Here is a 22,842-nt window from a genome sequence, read left to right as displayed (position 1 = left end):
GATGCCGGTGATTGCCGGATCGAAGCCCGGATTGTTGCAATGCCGCACGTGCGGCGGCCATCAGGGTTAAAGAGAGTGCAAAAACGTGCTGACTGTAGAGACGGTGGACGCCGGGTCCTCTTCCTGCGGGACATGGCCCAGCGAGGGATACATCTGCACACTGCTGCGCGGGATGGCGCGGTGGAAAACCTCGGCCGCGGCGGGCGGGATCAGGCGGTCCTTGCCGCCCCACAGGATCAGCGTCGGAGCCTGGATGGCGGGCAGCAGCGCGGCGTATCGGCCGGGCTGGCGTTGCGACAGACGCTGCGCCAGCGCCGCGCGGTTGCCCTCGCGCAGCGTCAGCTCGAAGTACCGGTCCACCACGGCCGCGCTGACGCGGGACGGGTCGCCGTAGACCTCGCGCACGGCGCGGTCCACCAGCGGGCGCGGCAGGAAGACGCCGGCCAGCTCGTGCACCACGCGCCAGGGCGGTATCGGCAAGGCGCCAGGCAGCGCGTCGCCGGGCACGTCCAGCCCGCCGGCGTCGACGAGGATCAGCGCGGCCACCTGCCGCGGATGCCGCGCCGCGTACTGCCAGGCGATGGCGCCCCCCATCGAGTTGCCGCCAAGCACCATGCGGCTGATTTGCAACTCGCTCAGCAGCGTTTGCAGGAACAGGCCATAGGCATCGTCGCTGTAATCGCCTACGGACGACGGTCCGGTGAGCCCGAACCCCGGCAGATCGATCGTGATCACCCGGCGCGTGGCGCTCAGCGTCTTCACCCAGCCTTCCCAGGTGTGCAGGCTGGAGGCGGTGCCGTGCAGCAGCACGATGGGGGTGGTGTCGGTCCGCGGACCCTCGTCGCGGAGATGGACCAACTGGGTCTGACCGCCGGGCAGCTTCAGCTCGATGAAGTCCGACGGCGGGGGCGCCCAGCGCGCCACCAGGCTCTCCAGCGATCGGTCCGGTGCGCGGAAGGCCATCGCCAGGATCGCCGTGGCGAGCACGGCCAGGCCCAGCAGCTTCATCAGCCGGGCGCCGAGGGTGGGGCGTTCGATCATGCGCGGGAGGGGCTGCGGCGCATCGTGCAACGTGGCGGGGGGGCTCAGGCGGCCTTGGGCGCCAGCGCCGCGGCCAGGCCCAGCGCGTCGGCGGCGGGCTCGACGTCGGACGGCGCCAGCGCCGGGTCCAGCGCGCGGCGCTCGTCGAACACGAAGCAGTCGCCGTGGTAATGGGCGCCGCCGACTTCCTCGAAGTACTTCAGGATGCCGCCCTCGAGCTGATAGACCTTGGCGTCCAGGTCCTGCTGTTCCAGGTAGAGCGCGGCCTTCTCGCAGCGGATGCCGCCGGTGCAGTAGCTGACCACCGTCTTGCCGGCCAGCTCGGCCCGATGGGCCTGGACGGCCTCGGGAAACTCGCTGAACTTGGTGATGCGCCAGTCGATCGCGCCGTCGAAGGCGCCGACGTCGACCTCGAAGGCGTTGCGCGTGTCCAGCGTCACCACCGGCCGGCCGTCGTCGTCATGCCCCTGGTCCAGCCAGCGGCGCAGCGTCGCGGCGGGCAGGGCGGGCGCGCGCGGCGCCTGGTCGGGGCGGATGGTGGGGTGGTTCATCCGGATGATCTCCGGCTTGACCTTGACCAGCAGCTTGCGGAACGGGACCGTGTCGCTCCAGCTTTCCTTGGGCGCCAGCGCGGCGAAGCGCGGGTCGGCGCGCAGCGTGTCGACCCAGGCGCGCACCGCGTCGCCGGGGCCGGCCAGGAAGAGGTTGATGCCTTCCTCGGCGATCAGCACCGTGCCCCGCAGGCCGAGCGCCAGCGCGCGCTCGTGCAGCGCATCCCGCAACGCGTGCGGCGCTTCGATGGCGACGAACAGGTAGCAGGAGATGTTGAGGACGGAGGCCGGGGCGGGCTCGGGCGAGGCGGGACTGGTCATGCCGGCGCTGCGGGTTCGGGCCCGCCTGGGATCAGCGAAAGCCGGCAATTGTAGGCCGCGTCGGGGCGCTGGCCGGACCGCGCCGGCGCCCGCGCAGGCGTTCAGGACTTGACCGCCGGCGATTTGGGCTCGTTGAGTTTGACGTCCACCGGTCGCGTGCGCACCGGCGCGGCGGCGGTGCAGACGTCGGTGTGCTCCGGGCTGTGCACGAACCAGCCGCCGCGGTGCCGGCGCGCCTCCAGCAGTTCCTGCCAGGTGCGGGTGTCGGTGCGCAGCACCTGCAGCGCCGGCCGCTCGTCCGGCGGCAGCGCCGAGGCCAGCGCCACGCGTTCGATGCCCAGCCGTTGCTCGGGCTTGTCGTAGAAGCCCATGGTCGCGCCGCCGCGCGGCAGCGAGGACAGGAACTCCATGCCCCTGAGCACGCGGCCGACGACGGTGATGTTCAGGTCCAGGCCGCGCGGCGCGTGGCCGATGACGGCGTAGAGCTCGGCGCCGGTGCTGGAGTCGACCGCGTTGCCGCGGCCGGCGCCGACACTGCCGTAGCAATGCGCCAGCCAGGCGCGGCCGGTCCTGGGGTCGGCGGCGGCGGGGAAGCCGTCCACCTGGCCGGCGCGCGGCGCCCAGCCGTCGACATCGGGCAAAACCGTCAGCGGCACGCCCTTGAGCGGGATGGAGAACTCGGCCGGCAGATGATCCTTGGCGCCGGTGGGGAAGGGCTTGGCCTTGCCCTTGATGCCGGCGTCCTCGTCATCGGCGTTCGGGTCGCCCCATTGGGTGACGAAGTTGTCCTGCACCCGCACGATGGCCAGCCCGTCGTAATAACCGCCGCGGGCCAGCGCGCGGATGTTGTCGACGTGGGCCGGCGCGAAACGCGGCGCCAGTTCGATGAAGACCTGACCCTGCGGCAGCGTCATCAGCAGCAGGTTGTCCGGGTCCACGTCACGCCAGTCCGCGGCGGGGGCGGTGGCGATGATGTCGGCGGTGGAGCGCGCCGGCTTGGCGGCCGCGCGGGCGCCTGCCTTGGCGGCGGGCTTGGCCGCCGGCTTCTGCGCGGCGGGAGCCGGCGCGGCGTCGGCGGCGATCGACGGCAAGGGGGCGCTCAGCGTCAGCGCGGCGATCGCGGCCATCGTGGCCAGCAGGGGCAGGGTCTTCATCCATCCGCTCCGGAGTGTTCGATGGGAGTGCAGCATAGCGCCCGGCCTTGCCCGGTCACCCGGCCTCGCATCCCTACAATCCCGCCCATGTCTTTCGTTCATCTCCGCATCCATACCGAGTTCTCCGTTGTCGACGGCACCTTGCGCATCGACGACGCCGCCAAGGCCGCGGCCAAGGACGGCCAGGTCGCCCTGGGCCTGACCGATCTGGCGAACCTGTTCGGCGGAGTGAAGTTCTACAACGCCTGCCGCAAGCAGGGCGTCAAGCCCATCCTGGGCACCGAGGTCTGGCTGGAGGCGGACTCCAGCGACAAGCCGCCCAGCCGCGTGCTGCTGCTGGTGCAGGACAACCAGGGCTACCTGAACCTGAGCGAGCTGCTGTCGCGCGCCTGGATCCAGAACGTGCAGCGCAATCAGGCGCTGCTGAAGCTGGAGTGGATGCAAGAGCTGAACGCCGGGCTGATCTGCCTGGGCGGCATGCAGTTCGGCCCGATCGGCCAGGCGCTGATCGCCGGCGACGAGGCCCGCGCGCTGGACTGGGCGCGGCGCCTGTCCGCGATCTTCCCGAACCGCTTCTACGTCGAGCTGCAGCGCGCCGGCCTGCCCGGGCAGGAGGCGCTGCTGCGCCAACTGGTGCCGCTGGCCGCGAAGGCGAAGCTGCCGGTCGTGGCGACGCATCCGATCCAGTTCCTGGAGGAGGACGACTTCGAGGCGCACGAGGCGCGTGTCTGCGTCGCCGACGGCGACACGCTGTCCAACCCCAAGCGGATCAAACGCTTCCTGCCGAGCCAGTACTTCAAGACGCAGGCGGAGATGGAGAAGCTCTTCGCCGACCTGCCCAGCGCCGTCGCCAACACGGTGGAGATCGCCCGGCGCTGCAGCCTGACGCTGGTGCTGGGCAAGCCGCAACTGCCCAACTTCCCGACGCCGATCCAGGCCGACGGCCAGCCGATGCCGATGGAGCAGTACTTCCGGCAGCTCTCGTACGAGGGGCTGGAGGATCGGTTGAAGCTGCTCTATCCCGACGAGGCCAAGCGCGAGGCGGTGCGGCAGCGCTACGTCGACCGGCTGGAGTTCGAGCTGGTGACCATCATCAAGATGGGCTTCCCCGGCTACTTCCTCATCGTGGGCGACTTCATCGGCTGGGCGAAGAACAACGGCTGCCCGGTCGGCCCGGGGCGGGGGTCGGGCGCGGGCTCGCTGGTCGCCTACGTGCTGCTGATCACCGACCTGGACCCGCTGCAGTACAACCTGCTGTTCGAGCGCTTCCTGAACCCGGAGCGGGTCTCGATGCCCGACTTCGACATCGACTTCTGCCAGGGCAACCGCGACCGCGTCATCGAGTACGTCAAGGACAAGTACGGCCGCCCGGCGGTGAGCCAGATCGCCACCTTCGGCACGATGGCCGCCAAGGGCGCGCTGCGTGACATCGGGCGCGTGCTGGGCATGGGCTTCGGCCATGTCGACTCGATCGCCAAGCTGGTGCCGGCGCCCCCGGGCAAGACGGTGACGCTGGCCAAGTTGCCGCCGGACTTCGATCCGGACAAGGCCAAGATGGTCTACGCGCGCCACGAGTCGCCCGAGATCGAGCAGCGCGAGCAGCAGGACGAGGAGGTCGCCGGCCTGCTGGAGATGGCGGCGCGGGTCGAGGGCACGGTGCGCTCGATCGGCATGCATGCCGGGGGCGTGCTGATCGCGCCGGGCAAGATCACCGACTTCTGTCCGCAGTACCAGCAGCCCGGCTCGACCTCCGCGGTCAGTCAGTACGACAAGGACGACGTCGAGGCCATCGGCCTGGTCAAGTTCGACTTCCTGGGGTTGGCGACGCTGACCATCCTGGAGCTGGCCAAGGACTTCATCGTCGCCCGGTATCCCGAGCATGCCGACTTCGCGTTCGAGACCATCGCGCTGGACGACAAGCGGACCTACAAGCTGTTTTCCGACGGTCTGACGGAGTCGGTGTTCCAGTTCGAATCGAGCGGCATGCAGCGCATGCTCAAGGACGCGAAACCGTCGCGCCTGGAGGACCTGATCGCGCTGAACGCGCTGTATCGACCGGGCCCGATGGACCTGATCCCCAGCTTCGTCGCGCGCAAGCACGGCAAGGAGGTGGTGGAGTACCCGCATCCGCTGGTGGAGCCGGTGCTGGCCGAGACCTACGGCATCATGGTCTACCAGGAACAGGTGATGCAGACCGCGCAGGTGCTGGGCGGCTACTCGCTCGGCGGCGCGGACATGCTGCGCCGCGCGATGGGCAAGAAGAAGGCCGAGGAAATGGCCATGCACCGCGACCTGTTCCGCAAGGGCGCGGCCGAGAAGGGCATCGATCAGAACAAGGCCGACGAGGTCTTCGACCTGATGGAGAAGTTCGCGGGCTACGGCTTCAACAAGTCGCACGCGGCCGCGTACTCGCTCCTGGCGTATCACACGGGTTGGCTCAAGGTGCATTTCACGGCGGAGTTCTTCGCCGCGAACATGACCATCGAATCGGACGACACCGACAAGCTCAAGGTGCTGATGAACGATGCCAAGCTGTTCGGCATCGAGTTCGAACCGCCCAACATCAACCTGGGCGTCGGCCGCTTCGAGCCGATGAGCGCGGACGAGGGCACCTCCAGGTCGGTGGCCAAGGAAGGCAAGGCCGGGACCACGCCGCGTGCGCGCAAGATCAACTACAGCCTGGGCGCGATCAAGGGCACCGGCGCCGGCGCGATCGAGGCGATCGTGCGCGCGCGCGCCGAGGGCGGCCCGTTCAAGAGCTTCTTCGATTTCTGCGCCCGCGTCGACCGCAAGGCGGTCAACAAGCGCGTGGTGGAGGCGCTGATCAAGGCCGGTGCCTTCGACCAGTTGCAGCCCGACCGGGCGCGGCTGCTGGCCAGCGTCGGGCTGGGCTACACCTACGCGGACAACCTGGCGCAGAACGTCAACCAGGGCGGCCTGTTCGACTTCGCCGACACGCACGGCTCGTCGACGGCGGAGCCGGACCTGGTCGACGTGCCCGAGTGGGGCATCAAGGAGCGCCTGAGCCTGGAGAAGACCGCGCTCGGCTTCTACCTGTCGGGCCACCTGTTCGACCAGGCGGAGACGGAGCTGCGCAAGATGGTCAAGCGCCGCATCGTCGACCTGCAGGACAGCCGCGAGCCGACGACGGTGGCGGGCATCGTGTCCGACATGCGCGTGATCAACGGCCAGCGCGGCCGGGTGGCGATCTTCAAGATCGACGACAAGACCCACGCGATCGAGGCCGTGGCCAACGAGGAACTGCTCAACGCCAACAAGGAGCTGCTGGCCGAGGACGAGCTGATCATCGCCGTCGGCAAGGTGCAGAACGACCGGTTCTCCGGCGGTCTGCGGATGAACGTGCAGCAGGTCTTCGGCCTGGCGGCGGCGCGGGCGCGTTTCGGCCGCTACCTGCGCACGGCGCCCAACCTGCCGGCGGCGGCCGTGCTGGAGCTGATCCGCAGTTGGCCAGCCAAGCGCGTCGAGACGGAGCAGGGCGTGCTCAGCCAGGGCCTGGAACTGCGCATCCCGATCCGCCGCGACGGCGCGGTGGCGGAACTCGGCCTGGGCGGCGCGGGCAAGTTCTGGCCCAGCGACGAGGCCATGGAGAAGCTGGCGCCGGCGGAGATCGTGTACGACGCGGGTGGGTGATCGGGGGCATCCCCCGCTCCGATGGGTCTCCAACCTCAGAATCCCCCGACAACGGCCGCGTCCTCTCCGTCAGCACCGGATGTGAACGGCGCTGAGTAGCGCCATAGGGGGCGAAGGAGATCCCGCCATCCCCCGTTTGGCGGGGGCATTTCCCATGACTCATTGGGGTGTGCAGGCGTAAGCTGCCGCCCATGATGGACGTCAAGCCCAAGACCGGCCTGATCCTCACGGGGGGAGGAGCGCGCGCCGCCTACCAGGTCGGCGTGCTGGCTGCGATCGCGCAGTTGCGGCGGGATGCGTGCACAACGGGCGACAACCCCTTCCAGGTCATCTCCGGCACCTCGGCCGGCGCGATCAACGCGGCGACGCTGGCCTGTCAGGCGGACGACTTCTGTTCCGCCGTCGACGGCCTGATGTACATCTGGCAGAACATCCATGCCGAGCAGGTCTACGCGGCCGATTCGTTCGGCGTCATCCGGTCGGGTGCCCGCTGGTTGACGATGATGAGCGTGGGCTGGGCGCTGAACCGGTGGCGCAGGACCCGACCGCGCAGCCTGCTGGACAACACGCCCTTGCGCGGCCTGCTGGCTCAGTGGATCAAGCTGGACCGGCTGGACGACATGCTGGCGCAGGGCCATCTGGATGCGCTCGCGGTGACCGGGTCCAGCTACACGTCCGGGCACCACGTCACCTTCTACCAGACGCATCAGCAGCGCGAGCCGTGGGTGCGCACGCAGCGGCTGGCGGTGCGCACGCCGCGGCTGTCGATAGAGCACCTGATCGCGTCCTCCGCGATCCCGTTCATCTTTCCGGCCGAGCCGCTGGAGCTCTCCGGGCAGGTGGAATGGTTCGGCGACGGCTCGATGCGGCAGACGGCGCCGATCTCGCCGGCGGTGCATCTGGGCGCGGAGAAGGTGCTGGTGATCGGCGCCGGCCGCATGCACGAGAGCGGCGGCGAGGGCCATCACGGACCGACGCCGACCGGCCACCCCAGCCTGGCGCAGATCGCCGGGCACGCGCTGTCCAACATCTTCCTGGATGCCCTGGCGGTCGACATCGAGCGGCTCAAGCGCATCAACAGCACGTTGGCGCTGTTGCCCGAGGAGGCCCTGCGCAACACGCCGCTCAAGCCGATCGAGGCGCTGGTGATCGCACCCAGCCGGCCGCTCGATTCGCTCGCCGCGGAGCACCAGGGCGCGTTGCCGCCGCCGATCCGCGCGATGCTGCGCAGCGTGGGCGTGTCCGGGGAGGGCGCCAATGCGAGCGGCTCGGCGCTGGTCAGCTATCTGCTCTTCGAGCCCGAGTACACCAACGAGCTGATCACACTGGGCATGGCCGATACCTTGGCGCGCCGCAGCGAGATCCAGAAGTTCTTCGACTGGCCGGCCCAGGCGCCGCAGGTCGATCCGGCCGCGATGCGCCGGCGGGCCGGGGGCTTCGCGTTGCAGATACCGCCGAATCCTCCCGGGCCACCGCGTCTGGTCGCCTGACCGAGGCGCCGGGCATCGTCCGCCGGGTGGCGCCTCGCGTCAGGCGTGCCGTCGACGGGGCCCGCGCACCGATCCGCACACCGACCGGCGCACGGACTGCGGACTGGCACATGGATCGGCAGGCCGATCAGCCCGCGGACTGGCACACGGACCGTGAGCAGGGATCTGGCACAGCGGCTGCCGCATGGAAGGCTGACGCACTTCAGCCCAGTCGCAGCTCCGCCACCAACCCGCCCTCCGGACGGTTCGACAGCACGAGCGAGCCCTTCTGCCGCAGCGCCAGTTCCCGTGCGATGTAGAGCCCCAGGCCCGCGCCGCCGGTGTGGCGGTTGCGGGATTCATCGAGCCGGAAGAACGGCTGGAACACGGCTTCCAGTTGTGCCTCCGGGATGCCTGGCCCCGTGTCCGCGACCCGCAGCCAGGCGCCTTGCGCGTCGCGTCCCACGCTGATGTCGGCGCGCCCACCGTAGCGCAGCGCATTGCCGACCAGGTTGTCGACGATGCGCCGCAGCGCCATCGGCTGGCCCTTGGCCAGCACCGGCTCGTGGCCGCCGGCGAGGCTCACGGGCCGGTGCTGTTCAAGCAGGTCGTCCGTTATCGCCTGCGCCAGCGCATGGAGGTCCAGGTCCTGCAGCGGCTCGGCGGAGGCCGGCCCGTCGCCGCGGAACAGCTCCATCACCGCGTCCACCAGCGCATTCATCTCGTGGATGTCCTCCACCGAGCGTTGGCGCTGGATCTCCTCGATGTCCAGTGTTTCCAGCCGCATGCGCAGGCGCGTCAGCGGCGTGCGCAGGTCGTGGGAGATGGCGGCGACCATCAGCCCGCGTTCGTTGAACTGGCGGCGCAGTTGCCGCGCCATCGCGTTGAAGACCTGCGCGGACTCGCGAACCTCCAGCGTGCCGCGCTGCTCGTCGAGCAGCGGCAGCTTCTCCTGCTGATGCAGGGACTGTCCGAGCGCCTGCGACGCCCGCACCAGGTCCCGCATCGGCCGCGCCAGCCAGCGCGAGGCCAGCCACGCCGCCAGGCCGGTGACGAGCAGGCGGATGCCGTAGTCCAGCATCAACTCCTTCGTCGTGATGCCGCGGAACCCCGGAAGCCTGGCCTGCGGCATCGGACGGAAGTCGGGACCGGGCTCGCCGACCATGTCGCCGGGCAGCGGCGCGTCGCGGAACTCGTGGCCGAAGCGAGCGTGCGGGCGGTTGAAGTCCGGACCGGCGCGGTCGTCGCCCGGCGCGTCGCTGGGACTGCGCGGCGGCAGGTCCGGACGAGGACCGCGCATCAGGCCGGGTATCGGCGGCAGGCTGGGCGCGGCCGGCACGCGGTAGACCATGAAGTCGCCCCGGACCCAGGTCACGATGCCGATGGCCAGCGCCTGCGCCGCCACCAGCGTGACCCACAGCAGGAGGAAGATGCGCCGCGCGAGCGTGTCGCCCAGCGCGCGCCCGAGGCGCCGGCCCGCCGACCGAAGGAAGCCTTTCAAGCCGCCGTCCGATGCCGACGGGGCGGGCGTCGCGGGCGGCGCCGACTTCCCTGGTGAGGCGCTCAACTCTGCACCTGGGCGTCGAACAGGTAGCCCTCGCCGCGCATCGTGCGGATCAGGCGCGGCTCCTTCGGCGAGTCGCCGAGCTTCTGCCGCAGCCGCGAGATCGTCAGGTCCACGCTGCGGTCGTTGACCTCGACACCGGGGGCGCGGGTCAGCTCGATCAATTGCTCGCGGCTGAGCACGCGGCCGGGGCGTTCGACCAGCGCGGTCAGCATGCGGAACTCCGCGCTCGAGAGCGGCACCACGACCTGCTGCGGCGACACCAGCTGGCGCAGCAGCCGGTCGAAGCTCCAGCCCTCGAAGCGGACCTCGCGCCGCGTCTGCGACTCGCTCTCGCCGCGCCGCGCGCGGCGCCGGATGGCATGGATGCGGGCCACCAGCTCGCGCGGCTCGAAGGGTTTGGACAGGTAGTCGTCGGCGCCCATCTCCAGGCCGAGCACGCGGCTGATCGGATCGCCATGCGCCGTCAGCATGATCACCGGCACGTTGGCGTGATGCTGCTGGATCCACTGGCACAACGTCAGGCCGTTCTCGTCCGGCAGCATCAAGTCCAGCACGACGACGTCGAAGGCCTGCGCGGTCATCAGCCGGCGCATCTCGCGCCCATCGGCGGCGGTGCTCACCGTCACGCCGAACTTCTGCAGATAGTCCTGCAGCGAGTCGCGGATCTCCGCGTCGTCATCCACCACCAGGCACCGCGTCATGCGCTCCTCCACGACCGGGACCGACCCGCTGCCGGCCCCTGCGCCGCACGATACACGAGCGCCCCCACGGCCCGCGCCGGACTGCAGCCGCGCGAGCACCGCGGGCGGCGATGGATCGCCGTCCGGTCCGCCCAGGCGGCGCCAGCCGTCGCGGGCGCGCTCGCCGCCCCAGGCGCGGCCGATGGTGGTGTCGTCGATCATGGCCTTGTCCCGCGTCGTGTCCCGTCGTGCCCCATCGCGCGTCAGGCCGCGATGCCGACCGTCAGCGTCGCCGCGTAGCCGGCGCTCACGCTGCCGGTCAGCGTGGCGAGTTGCGTCGAATAGCCGTCGCTGAAGACGTTGTCGGTGGCGAAGCTGATCCGGTTGAAGTTGGTCAGGCTGGCGCCGTAGCCGCTGGCCGTGGTGTAGACCGTCGTGCAGACGTCGGTCGGGAAGGCGATCTGCGAGGTCTTGACCTTGTTGGCGTACGAGGTCGCCGCGCTGGCGCTCTTGTAGACCTCGAAGTGCAGGTGGGGCATGCGGCCGTCGTAGCAACCGGGGAAGATCGTCGTGAAGGTGACGGTGCCGTCGCTGCCGGTGCTCTGCACGCCGCGCAGGTAGTTCTCGTTGACGATGCTGGCGCTGTAGAGCGAGTAGCGGCCCTCGCGGTCGCAATGCCACAGGTAGAGGGCGTAGCCGGACAGGTCCGCGCAACTGCTGGCGGTGTTGACCAGCTTGAGCGTCAGCGTCAGCGGCACGCCGCCCGCGACGCCGCTGGCGGTGCCGATGCTGCCGCGGATGTCGGCGCGCACGATGCCGCTCAGGGCCAGCGCGTTGGCGATGCCGCTGCCGTTGCTGTTGGAGCCGTCACCGGGGTACGGGCCGGCGGTCTCCTCGGGGATCACGCTGCAGCCGGCGCTGCTGCCCGAGCCGGTGGAGCCGCTGCCGCTCGATCCCGATGAACTGCTGGATCCCGCCGCGCTGGTGCCGGCATCCGTGCCGCCGCCTCCGCATCCGATCAGCGTCAGGCCGCCGATGCCCGCCAGGCCGGCCAGCACGCCGAGCGCGCGGCGGCGCTGGAGCAGCACCGCGAGGTCATGCGCCAGGCCGTGGTCGTGATCGTGGTGGTCGTGGGCGGCGGCGGAGGGGCCGGCGACGATGTCGGCGGCGGCGTGGCGATGAGGCTGCATGGGGACTTCCGAAGGCCGGGGGCCTGGATGCGATGTCCCGCATTGGATAGAGCGTGCTTGTCGCGCGCTTATCGTCTTTATGTCAGCGCTGAAACGAAGCGCGCGCCGCGGCGCGCAGGTCCGTCAGTAGTGGGGCGGCAGCTCGTCGCGCAGCGTGCCCTGGCCGTCGCCGCGGCCCTCGGGGACCTGGCGCCGCAGTTGCGTGATCTCGCGCACCAGCACCTCGATCTGCTCCTGCTGCCGCGCGACCTGCGCGTTGAGGTGGTCCATCAGGTCCTCGGCGAAGCTGGCCTTGATCTCGAGCTCGGTGATGCGGGCCTCGAGCTGATGGACGGTCGGCGCCGCGTCGGGCGCCTGGGAAGAATCGATCGCGGTCATGGGGCGGATTGGAACATCGATGATGACGCCGGCGCATCCGGATGCGCCGGACGCTTCGGATGTCTCCGGGCTGCTCAGGGTGTCGCCGGGCATGCCGCGGGCGGCAGGGCGGCGCGCCACGCCGCGAGCTGATCGAGCGTCGCCGTGGCGCCGCCGCAGACCACGATCAGCGGCGCCTCGATGCCCGCCAGCGCCGGCGCGTCCGCTTCGTACGCGGCCGCCAGCGCGGCGCCGCAGGCCGGCTCGACCAGCAGGCGATGGTCCTCCAGGAATTTCGCGCAGGCGTCCAGCGCGGCGCCGTCCGTCACGACGTGGCAGCGCACGTCATGCGATCGCGCCAGCGCGAAGGCCTGCTCGCAGACCTGCTTGGCGCCCAGCGAGGTGGCGACGCTGCGGATCGCGTCCAGCGTGACGCGCTCGCCGGCCCGCACCGCCTGCGCCAGCGAGTCCGCGCCGTGCGTCTCGACCGTCACCACCGGCAGGCGGCCCAGACCATTGCGGCGCAGGCCCTCGATCACGCCGGACATCAGCCCGCCGCCGCCCACCGCGACCACCACCGCGTCGAAGCGCGCGCCGGACCGCACCGCCTCGTCGATCAGCGTGGCGTGGCCGGTCCACAGCAGCGGGTCGTCGAACGGGTGAATGAACGCGGTGTCCGCGTCGAGCAGCGATTGCGCCTGGGCGTTCGCCTCCTGCCAGGACGCGCCGTGGACCACCAGCGTCGCGCCCTCCTGAGCGATCAGGTGACGCGCGTGGGCCGTCGTGGTCTCCGGCACCACGACGGTGACGGGGATGCCGAGTTCACGCCCCGCGTACGCCACCGCGATGCCGGCATTGCCGCCCGACGAGGACACGAAACGCCGCTTGCCCCGCGCGGCCTGCGTCTCGCAGGCCAGGCCGATGCCGCGCAGCTTGAAGGAGCCGGGCGGCTGCAGCGCGTCCAGCTTCAGCCAGACCTGTTTGCCGGTGCGCAGGCTCAGCGGGCGGGAGACGATCAGCGGTGTTTCGATGTGGAGCGGCATGGTGGAGGTCGGCGACGAAGGGGGCGGACGATGGCGATGCGGCCGGGCCGCGATCAGGGCGAGGATCGCGGCGGTGTCGGCGACGACATCAGCTCCGCGATCACCGGCACCGGCGCGTTGCCATAGCTCAGGAATTGCTCGTGGAAGTCCTTCAGCTTGAAGGCCGCGCCCAGCGCGCGCTTGCGCTGCTCGCGCAGTTCCATGATGTCGCTGTAGCCGCTGAAGTAGCTCGTCAGCTGCACCGACGTGAGCTGCACGCGGCGCCATTTCTCGCGGGCCTCGCGCTCGGTCTGGAAGGCCTGGCGCATCAGCAGGTCCAGCGCCTGGTCCTCGCGCATGCCCAGCACGTGCACGCTGTAGTCCAGGATCGTGTTGGTGACGCTGCGCAGGTTCCACTTGGAATACATCAGCCACATCTCCGGCGCGTTGTCGCCGTAGCCGGACTCCAGCATCATCCGCTCGCCATACACCGCCCAGCCTTCGACCATCGCGCCGTTGCCGAACAACGCCTTGACCAGCGACGGCGATTTGTTGGCATGCACCAGCTGCGTGTAATGGCCGGGCACCGCCTCGTGGATGTTGAGGATCTGCAGGATCCAGCGGTTGTACTCGCGCAGCGTGCTTTCGGCCTGCTCGGGCGTCAGGTCGTCCAGCGGGGTGACGTTGTAGTAGGTGCGGTCCTGTGGCCGATACGGGCCGGGCGCCTCGATGCCGGCGCCGGCCACGCCGCGCTGGTAGACCGGGGTCTCGCGCACGATCAGCGGCTTGGAGGCGTCCTGCGTGAGCAGGTCGTGGTCGGTGATCCAGCGCTCCAGCTGCGGGATCTGCGCGCGGATCTCCTGGACGAAGTCCTCGCGCTTGACGTGCTGCTCAGACAGCTTGCCGATCACCGCGCCGATCTTGGCGAAACGATCCGACGGCTTGGGCGCGTCGCCCTGCGTTTTCGTCCACAGCTCGTCGGACAGCTGGTCCATGCGCGTCAGCAGCGCCTCGCGCGCGGCCATCGCCTTGTCGTACATCTGCGCGGCGGTGTGGGCCGACTGGATGTCGTAGCCGAATTTCTTCTCGTACAGCGCCTTGCCGAGGCGGAAGCCGCGCGCCTTGCCGCTGGCCTTGCCGTCCGCCAGCAGCTTCGTCAGCTGCGCACGGTAGCCGTCGACCGCGGCCTTGGCGGCGGCGATGCGGTCGGCCAGTTGCTTTTGCTCGGCGGCCGTCAGCGAGGCGGCGTCCGGACCCTTCGCGGCCTTGGCGATCTCGTCCAGCACGCTCAGCACGCCCGGCGCCTGGTCGATGGCGAGCTGGGTGTGCTCCAGCGTCGGCTGCTTCAGCAGCGCCGCGCCGGCGCGGTAGTACGCCGGCACCTGCGCCAATCGCGCCGAGATCACCTTCAGCCGCACCGGCAGCGGCGCGTAGTCGGTCGCCAGGATGTAGTCCAGCGGACCGGCGACGTTGACGAGGGAGGGATTCCATTCGAACTCGCGCAGCTCGGTCAACTGGAAGCGGTCGCCGCGCAGCTTGTTGAGCAATTGGCCGAGGTCGGTGCGCGACGCGGCGCTCAGCGTCTTCGCGTCCACCGCCTCGAAGCGCTGGAGCCACTGGCTGGCGAAGACCAGGGCGCGTGCCCGATTGGCGCGGTCGGGCGCGGGGAGCCGGTCGGCGAATTCATAGCGGCCGGCGCTGATGGCCGCGTCCGGGTCCTGGCGCCACAGCGCCTCGATGTAGTCGTTGGCCAGGCGCTGGAAGCGGGTGTCGGCGTCGAGCTCCGCATCGGACGCGGCCGTCGCGTCCGCGTTGCCGGTCCTTGCGGCCTTGGCGGCCGGAGCGGCATTGCCGGCGGCCCGCGCATCCGACGCGGCGGCCATCGACGCGATCGCGCCAATCGACACCAGCACGGCCAGCGTCATCGAGGAGAGGGTGGGGCGGTTCATCATGGGGCGCCAGCATAGCCGTCGCCGCGGCGGCGCAAAAGCGAAGGGCGGCCGTCGTTGCGACGGCCGCCCTCGTGTGTCCTGGCTGTTGCCGCGGCGCGCGCGGCGGTGGCCCGATCAGCCGGCGATCAGGTCAGCAGCGCCCGGCTGATGTGGAAGGTCAGCCACGATGCCACGTAGGCCAGGATGAACAGGTAGGTCAGCATGATCGCCGGGATCTTGTAGCCGCCGGTCTCGCGCTTGACGGCCGCGATCGTCGACAGGCATTGCGGCGCGAAGACGAACCAAGCCAGCAACGAAAACGCCGTCGGCAGGCCCCAGGTGGAGGCGATCAGCGGCGTCAGCGCCTGCGCGGCCTCGTCGCCGGTGGCGGACAGCGAGTACACCGTGCCCAGCGCGCTCACCGCGATCTCGCGGGCCGCCATGCCCGGCACCAGCGCCAGGCTGATCTGCCAGTTGAAGCCGATCGGCTCGAAGATCATCGCCAGCCCGCGGCCCAGGTAGCCGGCGAAGCTGTATTCGATCGCCGGGCCGGTGGCGCCTTCCGGCGCGCCGGGGAAGGTCGAGAGCACCCACAGCAGCAGGGTCAGCGCCAGGATGATGCCGCCCACGCGCTTGATGAAGATCTCCGCGCGCTGCAGCAGGCCGATGGCGACATTGCGCGCATGCGGCCAGTGGTAGCTGGGCAGCTCCATCATCAGCGGACGGACCTGGCGGCCGGAATCGGTGAAGCGCTTGAGCACCCAGGCCACCGCCATCGCCGCGATGATGCCGGCGAAGTACAGCACGAACAGCACCAGCCCCTGCAGCTCGATGCCGCCCCACAGCTCGCGCTGCGGGATGAAGGCGCCGATCAGCAGCGCGTACACCGGCAGCCGCGCCGAGCACGTCATCAGCGGCGCGATCAGGATGGTCACCAACCGGTCGCGCGCGTTGGCGATCGAGCGCGTGGCCATGATCCCGGGGATCGCGCAGGCGAAGCTCGACAGCAGCGGGATGAAGCTGCGGCCCGACAGGCCCACCGAGCCCATCAGCCGGTCCAGCAGGAAGGCCGCGCGCGGCAGGTAGCCGGACTCCTCCAGGATCAGGATGAAGAAGAACAGGATCAGGATCTGCGGCAGGAACACCAGCACGCCGCCCACGCCCGCGATCAGGCCGTCGACGACGAGGCTGCGCAGGTGCCCCTCGGGCAGCAGCGCGCCGGCCTGCTCGCCGAGCCAGCCGGTGCCGGCCTCGATCCAGCCCATCGGCGCCTCGGCCCACGCGAAGACCGCCTGGAACAGGAAGAACAGCAGCACCGCCAGGATGATCGGCCCCGCCACCGGATGCAGCACCAGGCGGTCGATCTTGTCGCTGGGCAGCTCGCCTTGCAGCGCGTCCAGGCCGAGTTCCTTGAGGATGTGATTGATGCGCTCGGTGTCGTCGCCCTCGGGCACCACGGGCGCGGCCTTCCAGAGATCGGGCTGGTCCAGCGCGGCGCGCAGGTCGTCCAGCCCGTCGCCGTCGGTGGCCACCGTGCGGATCACGGGTACGCCGAGCAACTGGGCCATGCGCGTCGTGTCGATCTCGATGCCGCGGCGCAGGGCCAGGTCGGCCATGTTCAGCGCGACGACGCAGGGCAGGCCCTGGCGCTGCACCGACAGGAACAGGCGCAGGTTGCGGCGCAGGTTGGTCGCGTCCAGCACGCAGACGATCAGGTCGGGGCGCTTCTCGCCGTGGGCCCGGCCGGCCAGCACGTCGACAGTGACGCGCTCGTCCGGCGAGCGCGGGTACAGCGAGTACGTGCCCGGCAGGTCCAGCACGCGCAGCAGTTTGCCCGCGGCGGTCTTGAGCCGGCCTTCCTTGCGCTCGACGGTCACGCCGGCGTAGTTGGCGACCTTCTGGCGGCTGCCGGTCAAGCCGTTGAACAGGGCGGTCTTGCCGCAGTTCGGGTTGCCCACCAGCGCCAGCAGCGGCCCGGCGGGGTGGACGTGGACGACGGACTCACGCACGGGCGGCTCCCGGATGGTCGGCGTCGGCCGCGATGTCGGACTGCAGTTGCACGCAGTCCGCCTCCGCCTTGCGCAGCGCGAAGGTCGACTGGCCGATGCGCACCACCATCGGGTCGTCCCCGGGCATCGCGCGCGCCAGCACGGCGACATGTTCCCCGGCGACGAAGCCGAGCTCCTCCAGCCATTGCTTCCATTCCGGCGCGTGGGCCGGCGCCAGCAGCGCCTTGACGCGGTGCGGCCGGCCGATGGCGGCCTGGGCGAGGGTGGGGATGGGAAGGACAGCGCTCATATCGGGGGAAGCCTGCGGACCATGCGAAGCGGAAGATTCTAAATGATAGTGATTCTCAACTTGCTTTGACTCGCCGAGGTGATGTTTCGGTGAATCCTGGGGCGCACTGCGGTCGCCGCGGTGGGAATGATCGAGATCGGCTGTCGCCGAGGTTCGCAATGACTCAAATTGGTGGTCTGGCCTCTGGTTTTGACGAGGTCGCAAACGTTTAGCGTTTTCCTTGAGGTCGCTTACACTCGCGCCTTCTTAGAATGCGCCGCTGCTCCGCCCCAAGCCCTTCGAACAGCCCTTGGACTTGCCGACGCGCCTGCCGCCACGGCAGGTCGAGGTGGTTTCGATGGCCCGAATCGTGCATGCTGGCGGGTCCCCTACTTGTCGCATTGAGACCGCAATGATGAAGCCTTCCCTGTCCTCCTCGTTCACGCTGGCCGGCCTGTTCCTGGCGATGGCCTCCGGCGCGGCGGTCGCGCAGACCACCCCGGCGGTGATCTTCGACATGGGCGGCAAGTTCGACAAATCCTTCAACGAGGCCGCCTATCGCGGCGTCGAGCAGTGGAAGAAGGACACCGGCGGCAAGTACCTCGAGTTCGAGATCTCCAACGAGACCCAGCGCGTGCAGGCCATCCGCCGCATGGCCGAGCGCGGCGCCAGCCCGATCATCTCGGTCGGCTTCGCGCAGGCGTCGGCGCTGAACCAGGTGGCCAAGGACTTCCCCAAGACCAAGTTCGTCATCATCGACGAGAAGGTCAACCAGCCCAACGTGCAGTCGGTGCTGTTCAAGGAGCAGGAAGGCAGCTTCCTCGTCGGCGCGCTGGCCGCGCTGACCAGCAAGACCGGCAAGGTCGGCTTCATCGGCGGCATGGACATCCCGCTGATCCGCAAGTTCGAGTGCGGCTATGAGCAGGGCGCCAAGACCGCCAATCCCAAGGCCGAGGTCTTCAAGAACATGACCGGCACCACGGCCTCGGCCTGGAACGACCCGACCCGCGGCGGCGAGCTCGCCAAGGCGCAGTTCGCCAAGGGCGTGGACGTGGTCTTCGCCGCGGCCGGCGGCACCGGCGTGGGTGTGTACCAGGCGGCCAAGGACGCCGGCAAGTTCGCCATCGGCGTCGACAGCAACCAGAACCACCTGCAGCCCGGCACGATGCTGAGCTCCATGGTCAAGCGCGTGGACGTGGCCGTCTACAACGTGCTCAAGGAATGGAAGCCCGGCATCAGCGTGCTGGGCCTGAAGGAAGGCGGCGTCGAGTACGCCGTCGACCAGAACAACGCCAAGCTGATCCCGCCCGCGATCAAGGCGAAGCTGGACGCCTACAAGGCCGACATCGTCGCCGGCAAGATCAAGGTTGCCGACTACATGGCGGACAACGCCTGCAAGAACTGATCCGGCCCCGGCCGCATCCCCACGAGCTTTCTTCGGGCTTCGCCAGCTTCTTCCCCACCATGACAGAGTCCTCCCGCGGCGGCGCCGCGCCCGCGGTCCGTCTGTGCGACATCTCCAAGCGCTTCGGCGCGGTGCAGGCCAACCGGGCCGTCAGCCTGGCGGTCGCGCCCGGCACGGTGCACGGCCTGGTCGGCGAGAACGGCGCCGGCAAGAGCACGCTGATGGCGATCCTCTACGGCTACTACCACGCCGACGAGGGCCACATCGAGGTCGACGGCCAGCGCGTGGCCATCGCCAGCTCGCAACAGGCGATCGCGCTGGGCATCGGCATGGTCCATCAGCACTTCATGCTGGTGGACACGCTCTCGGCGCTGGACAACGTGATGCTGGGCGCGGAGCCGGCGTTCTTCCTGTCGCGCGCCAAGCGCCAGGTGCGCCAGGAGCTGGAAGCGCTGATGCGCGACACCGGCCTGACGGTGCGCCTGGACGCCACCGTCGCGGAGCTGCCCGTGGGCGAGCTGCAGCGGCTGGAGATCCTCAAGGCGCTGTACCGCGGCGCCCGCATCCTGATCCTGGACGAGCCCACCGCCGTCCTGACCCCGCAGGAGACGGACCAACTGTTCGAGGTGCTGCGCCGCCTGCGCGCGCGCGGCACCACCATCCTGCTGATCACCCACAAGCTGCGCGAGGTGATGGCGCTGTGCGACGCGGTCACGGTGATGCGCGCGGGCGCCGTCATCAAGACCTGCGCCATCGGCGACACCAGTCCCGAGGACCTGGCCGAGAGCATGGTCGGCCGCAAGGTCAACCTGGGCCGGGCGGGCGGCGCGGCGAAGCCGCAGTCGGACACTCCGGTGCTGAAGGCCGAGGGCCTGACCGTCGCGGGCGACGCGGGCTCCGGCGTGCACCTGCTGGGCAACGCGAGCCTGGCCCTGCGGCCCGGCGAGATCGTCGGCGTGGCCGGTGTCTCCGGCAACGGCCAGAGCGAGCTGCTGGAGGTGCTGGCCGGCATGCGCGCGCCGGACGCCGGCACGCTGCACCTGGCCGGCCGCGACTTCCACGCGGCGGCCTGGCTGGACCCGCGCACCGCGCGCGACCTCAAGCTGGCGCACGTGCCGGAAGACCGCCACGCGCTGGGCATGGTGCTGAGCTTCCCGGCCTGGGAAACAGCCGCGCTCGGTTATCACGAGCAGGCGCAGTACCGCGCCGGCCCCTTCGGCCTGGGCATCGACCAGCGCCACCTGCGCGCGCAGACGGCGACGATGATGGAGCAATTCGACGTCCGGCCGCGCAACGCGGACCTGGGCTCGTCGAAGTTCTCCGGCGGCAATCAGCAGAAGCTGATCCTGGCGCGCGAGATCGGCCAGCACCCCGCCGTGCTGCTGGTCGGCCAGCCGACGCGCGGCGTCGACATCGGCGCGATCGAATTCATCCACAACCAGCTGCGCCGCCTGCGCGACGCCGGCTGCGCGATCCTGCTCGTGTCCAGCGAGCTGGACGAGATCCTGGCGCTCGCCGACCGCGTGGTCGTCATGAACGCCGGCCGCATCACCGGGGAGCTCGCCATCGACGAGTGCTCCGAGAAAAACCTGGGCCTGCTGATGGCCGCTTCTCCGACCCATGACAAGACCGCTGCCGAAGCGGCGACCGCCCCATGAGTAGCCAAGCCTTGCAAATGCCGCGCTGGATGGACCTGGTGCTGCTGCCGCTGTGGAACCTGCTGATCGCGCTGCTGGTGGCCGGCGGCGTGGTGCTGCTGATCGGCGCCAGCCCGGCGCAGGCGCTGACGGTGCTGCTGGACGGCGCCCTGGGCAGCGCCCGCGGCCTGGGCTACACGCTGTACTACACGACGACCTTCATCTTCACCGGCCTGGCTGTGGCGATCGCCTTCCACGGCGGGCTGTTCAACATCGGCGGGGAAGGGCAGGCGACGCTGGGCGGCATCGGCGTGGCGCTGCTGTCGCTGTGGCTCGCGCCGCACCTGCCTGCCTTCGTGATGATCCCGCTGGCGGTCGTCGCCGCCGCGCTGTTCGGCATGGCCTGGGCCGCGGTGCCCGGCTACCTGCAGGCCTGGCGCGGCAGCCACGTCGTGATCACGACCATCATGTTCAACTTCCTGGCCGCCAGCCTGAACGGCTACCTGCTGGTCAACTGGCTGCGCCCGAACGGCTCGATGTCGGTCGAGAGCGACGCCTTCGCCGAGTCCGCCCGCATCCCCGCCGTGCACGAGCTGCTCGCCAGGCTGGGCATCGAGTGGCCGTCGTCGCCGCTCAACCTGTCCATCGTGCTGGCGCTGCTGGCCTGCGTCTTCGTCTGGTGGTTCCTGTGGAAGAGCCGCGCCGGCTACGTGCTGCGCGCCGTCGGCTCCAATCCCGGCGCCGCGCATTACGCCGGCATCCGGCCGCGCTGGCAGGTGCTGGCGGCGATGGGCCTGTCGGGCGCGCTGGCCGGGCTGGTCGGCGTCAACGAGATCGCCGGCGTGCAGGGCAAGCTGACGCTGGACTTCGTCGCCGGCGCCGGCTTCACCGGCATCGCCGTGGCGCTGATGGGGCGCAACCACCCGGTGGGCATCGTGCTGGCCTCGCTGCTGTTCGGCACGCTGTATCAGGGCGGGGTCGAGGTGTCCTTCGAGGTCCCCGGCTTCAGCCGCGAGATGGTGGTGACGGTGCAGGGCCTGATCGTGCTGTTCGCCGGCGCGATGGCGATGGTGAGCGCGCCGATGTTCGCGAAGCTCTATGCGATGGTGGCCCGCCAACGGCGCGCCGCCGGGGAGAAGACCCATGGATGAGGTGCTGATCGGGTCGGTGCTGGCCTCGACGCTGCGCGTCACCACGCCGCTGTTGTTCGCCGCGCTCGCGGGCCTGCTGTCGGAGCGCTCGGGCGTGGTCGACATCGGCCTGGAGGGCAAGATGCTCGGCGCGGCCTTCGCCGCCGCGGCGGTGGCCAGCGTGTCGCATTCCACCGCGCTGGGCCTGCTGGCCGCGATGGGCGTGGCGGTGGCGATGTCGATGATCCACGGCTTCGCGACGGTGACGCACCGCGGCGACCAGGTGGTGTCCGGCGTGGCGCTGAACATGGTGGCCGCCGGCCTGACGGTGGTGCTGGGCATCGCGTGGTTCGCGCAAGGCGGACAGACGCCGCCGATCGACACCGCGCAGCGCATCACCGGGCTGCTGCCGCAATGGGCCGAGCCGGCGCCCGGCAGCTGGTTCGCCTCGGTGGTGGGCCATGGGCTGCTGAGCCACAACGCGCTGGTGTACCTGGCCTTCGCGCTGGTGGTGCTGGTGTGGTTCTTCCTGGAGCGCACGCGCCCGGGCCTGCGCCTGCGCGCCGTCGGCGAGAACCCCGCGATGGTCGATGCCGCCGGCGTGTCCGTGCCGCGGCTGCGCTATACCGCGCTGGCGCTCAACGGCGTGCTCTGCGGCCTGGGCGGCGCCTATCTGACGCTGGCGCAGAACGCCTCGTTCTCGCCCAACATGACCGCCGGCCGCGGCTTCATCGCGCTGGCCGCGATGATCTTCGGCAAGTGGAAGCCGGTGCCGACGCTGTGCGCCTGCCTGCTGTTCGGCTTCCTGGACGCCGTCGCGATCCGCCTGCAGGGCGTGTCCCTGCCGGGCATCGGCGAGGTGCCGGTGCAGTTGATCCAGGCGCTGCCCTACATCCTGACCGTGGTGCTGCTGGCCGGCTTCATCGGCCAGGCCATCGCGCCCAAGGCGCTCAGCAAGCCGTACGTGAAGGAGCGCTGATCATGTCCGACCTCCTGTCCTCGATCGCGCTGCCCCGGGACGTCGTCGAGCGCCTGCTGAAGGCGGCGCTGGACGCGCGCCAGCACTCCCACGCGCCGTACTCGAAGTACCACGTCGGCGCCGCGGTGCTGGACGAGCACGGCCGCATCCACGCCGGCTGCAACATCGAGAACGCCGCCTACCCGCAAGGATGGTGCGCGGAGACCAACGCGCTGGGTCACATGATCATGGGCGGCGGACGCATCGCGCGGGCGGTGATGGTCACCGGCGCCGGCTCGGAAATCATCACGCCCTGCGGCGGCTGCCGCCAGAAGCTGCGCGAGTTCGCGCAACCGCAAGACCTGATCGTGATCGCGGGCGACGCCAGCGGCGTGCGCGCGCACTGGACCCTGGAGCAACTGCTGCCGGCGAGCTTCGGTCCGGACCATCTGAAAAACTGACGTCAATGCGCGGCCCCCCGCGCCGCGACGAGGAGAACTT

18 protein-coding genes are annotated in these 22,842 nt (G+C 70.1%); 7 read left to right on the top strand and 11 right to left on the bottom strand.

Annotated elements, in window-relative coordinates; genetic code table 11:
* Positions 1-66: 66 nt before the first annotated feature.
* The 3 genes from CDN99_RS00390 to CDN99_RS00380 form a co-directional block, all read right to left on the bottom strand.
* The gene (locus tag CDN99_RS00390) at positions 67-1,041 is read right to left on the bottom strand and encodes an alpha/beta fold hydrolase (RefSeq protein ID WP_193531669.1); all 975 of its coding nucleotides are present in this window, start codon (positions 1,039-1,041) and stop codon (positions 67-69) included.
* Positions 1,042-1,085: 44 nt separating this feature from the next.
* Positions 1,086-1,913: a sulfurtransferase gene (locus CDN99_RS00385; RefSeq protein ID WP_088382151.1), complete on the bottom strand. Its 828-nt coding sequence runs from the start codon at positions 1,911-1,913 to the stop codon at positions 1,086-1,088.
* Positions 1,914-2,014: 101 nt separating this feature from the next.
* Entirely contained in the window at positions 2,015-3,067 is a 1,053-nt protein-coding gene (locus tag CDN99_RS00380) for a peptidylprolyl isomerase (protein WP_202820205.1), read from the bottom strand.
* A gap of 87 nt (positions 3,068-3,154) precedes the next feature.
* Here CDN99_RS00380 and dnaE point away from each other — a divergent pair, with 87 nt between their 5' ends.
* Entirely contained in the window at positions 3,155-6,718 is a 3,564-nt protein-coding gene (gene dnaE / locus CDN99_RS00375; protein WP_088382150.1) for a DNA polymerase III subunit alpha, read from the top strand.
* 191 nt (positions 6,719-6,909) lie between these two features.
* Positions 6,910-8,208: a patatin-like phospholipase family protein gene (locus CDN99_RS00370; RefSeq protein WP_088382149.1), complete on the top strand. Its 1,299-nt coding sequence runs from the start codon at positions 6,910-6,912 to the stop codon at positions 8,206-8,208.
* 202 nt (positions 8,209-8,410) lie between these two features.
* Here the strand turns inward: CDN99_RS00370 and CDN99_RS00365 are convergent, their stop codons facing one another.
* The 8 genes from CDN99_RS00365 to CDN99_RS00330 form a co-directional block, all read right to left on the bottom strand.
* Positions 8,411-9,688, bottom strand: a complete 1,278-nt coding sequence (locus tag CDN99_RS00365; protein ID WP_088382148.1) for an ATP-binding protein — start codon at positions 9,686-9,688, stop codon at positions 8,411-8,413.
* Between the two features lie 62 nt (positions 9,689-9,750).
* Positions 9,751-10,656, bottom strand: coding sequence for a response regulator (locus CDN99_RS00360; RefSeq protein ID WP_310732456.1), 906 nt, complete (start codon positions 10,654-10,656; stop codon positions 9,751-9,753).
* 41 nt (positions 10,657-10,697) lie between these two features.
* Complete coding sequence (locus CDN99_RS00355; protein ID WP_088382147.1) at positions 10,698-11,624, bottom strand: peptidase associated/transthyretin-like domain-containing protein; 927 nt, start codon at positions 11,622-11,624, stop codon at positions 10,698-10,700.
* 123 nt (positions 11,625-11,747) lie between these two features.
* Positions 11,748-12,002, bottom strand: a complete 255-nt coding sequence (locus CDN99_RS29490; protein ID WP_088383242.1) for a SlyX family protein — start codon at positions 12,000-12,002, stop codon at positions 11,748-11,750.
* A gap of 74 nt (positions 12,003-12,076) precedes the next feature.
* Positions 12,077-13,024: a pyridoxal-phosphate dependent enzyme gene (locus tag CDN99_RS00345; protein ID WP_088382146.1), complete on the bottom strand. Its 948-nt coding sequence runs from the start codon at positions 13,022-13,024 to the stop codon at positions 12,077-12,079.
* 53 nt (positions 13,025-13,077) lie between these two features.
* The gene (locus CDN99_RS00340; protein WP_238139298.1) at positions 13,078-14,952 is read right to left on the bottom strand and encodes a DUF885 domain-containing protein; all 1,875 of its coding nucleotides are present in this window, start codon (positions 14,950-14,952) and stop codon (positions 13,078-13,080) included.
* Positions 14,953-15,080: 128 nt separating this feature from the next.
* On the bottom strand, positions 15,081-16,943 hold the full coding sequence (feoB, locus tag CDN99_RS00335; RefSeq protein WP_169727023.1) for a ferrous iron transporter B: 1,863 nt from the start codon (positions 16,941-16,943) through the stop codon (positions 15,081-15,083).
* Positions 16,936-17,232, bottom strand: coding sequence for a FeoA family protein (locus CDN99_RS00330; RefSeq protein ID WP_088382143.1), 297 nt, complete (start codon positions 17,230-17,232; stop codon positions 16,936-16,938). Before CDN99_RS00330 ends, feoB begins: the two co-directional genes overlap by 8 nt.
* 394 nt (positions 17,233-17,626) lie before the next feature.
* Between CDN99_RS00330 and CDN99_RS00325 the strand changes: the two genes are divergently transcribed.
* From CDN99_RS00325 to cdd, 5 genes are read left to right on the top strand one after another with little or no spacing between them, the layout of a single operon-like run.
* A complete protein-coding gene (locus tag CDN99_RS00325) occupies positions 17,627-18,616 on the top strand; it encodes a BMP family lipoprotein (protein ID WP_158218762.1) in 990 nt (329 codons plus the stop codon).
* Positions 18,617-18,675: 59 nt separating this feature from the next.
* Positions 18,676-20,274, top strand: a complete 1,599-nt coding sequence (locus CDN99_RS00320) for an ABC transporter ATP-binding protein (RefSeq protein WP_088382141.1) — start codon at positions 18,676-18,678, stop codon at positions 20,272-20,274.
* Entirely contained in the window at positions 20,271-21,404 is a 1,134-nt protein-coding gene (locus CDN99_RS00315; RefSeq protein ID WP_088382140.1) for an ABC transporter permease, read from the top strand. The genes CDN99_RS00320 and CDN99_RS00315 overlap by 4 nt, the downstream gene beginning before the upstream one ends.
* A complete protein-coding gene (locus CDN99_RS00310; RefSeq protein ID WP_088382139.1) occupies positions 21,397-22,362 on the top strand; it encodes an ABC transporter permease in 966 nt (321 codons plus the stop codon). The genes CDN99_RS00315 and CDN99_RS00310 overlap by 8 nt, the downstream gene beginning before the upstream one ends.
* 2 nt (positions 22,363-22,364) lie before the next feature.
* On the top strand, positions 22,365-22,802 hold the full coding sequence (gene cdd, locus CDN99_RS00305; RefSeq protein ID WP_088382138.1) for a cytidine deaminase: 438 nt from the start codon (positions 22,365-22,367) through the stop codon (positions 22,800-22,802).
* Positions 22,803-22,842 lie beyond the last annotated feature (40 nt).

It is taken from the genome of Roseateles aquatilis (assembly GCF_002205645.1).
Classification (GTDB): Bacteria; Pseudomonadota; Gammaproteobacteria; order Burkholderiales; family Burkholderiaceae_C; genus Roseateles; species Roseateles aquatilis.
Note: the sequence above shows the minus strand (reverse complement) of the source record. Positions and strands in the feature narration are given on the sequence as shown.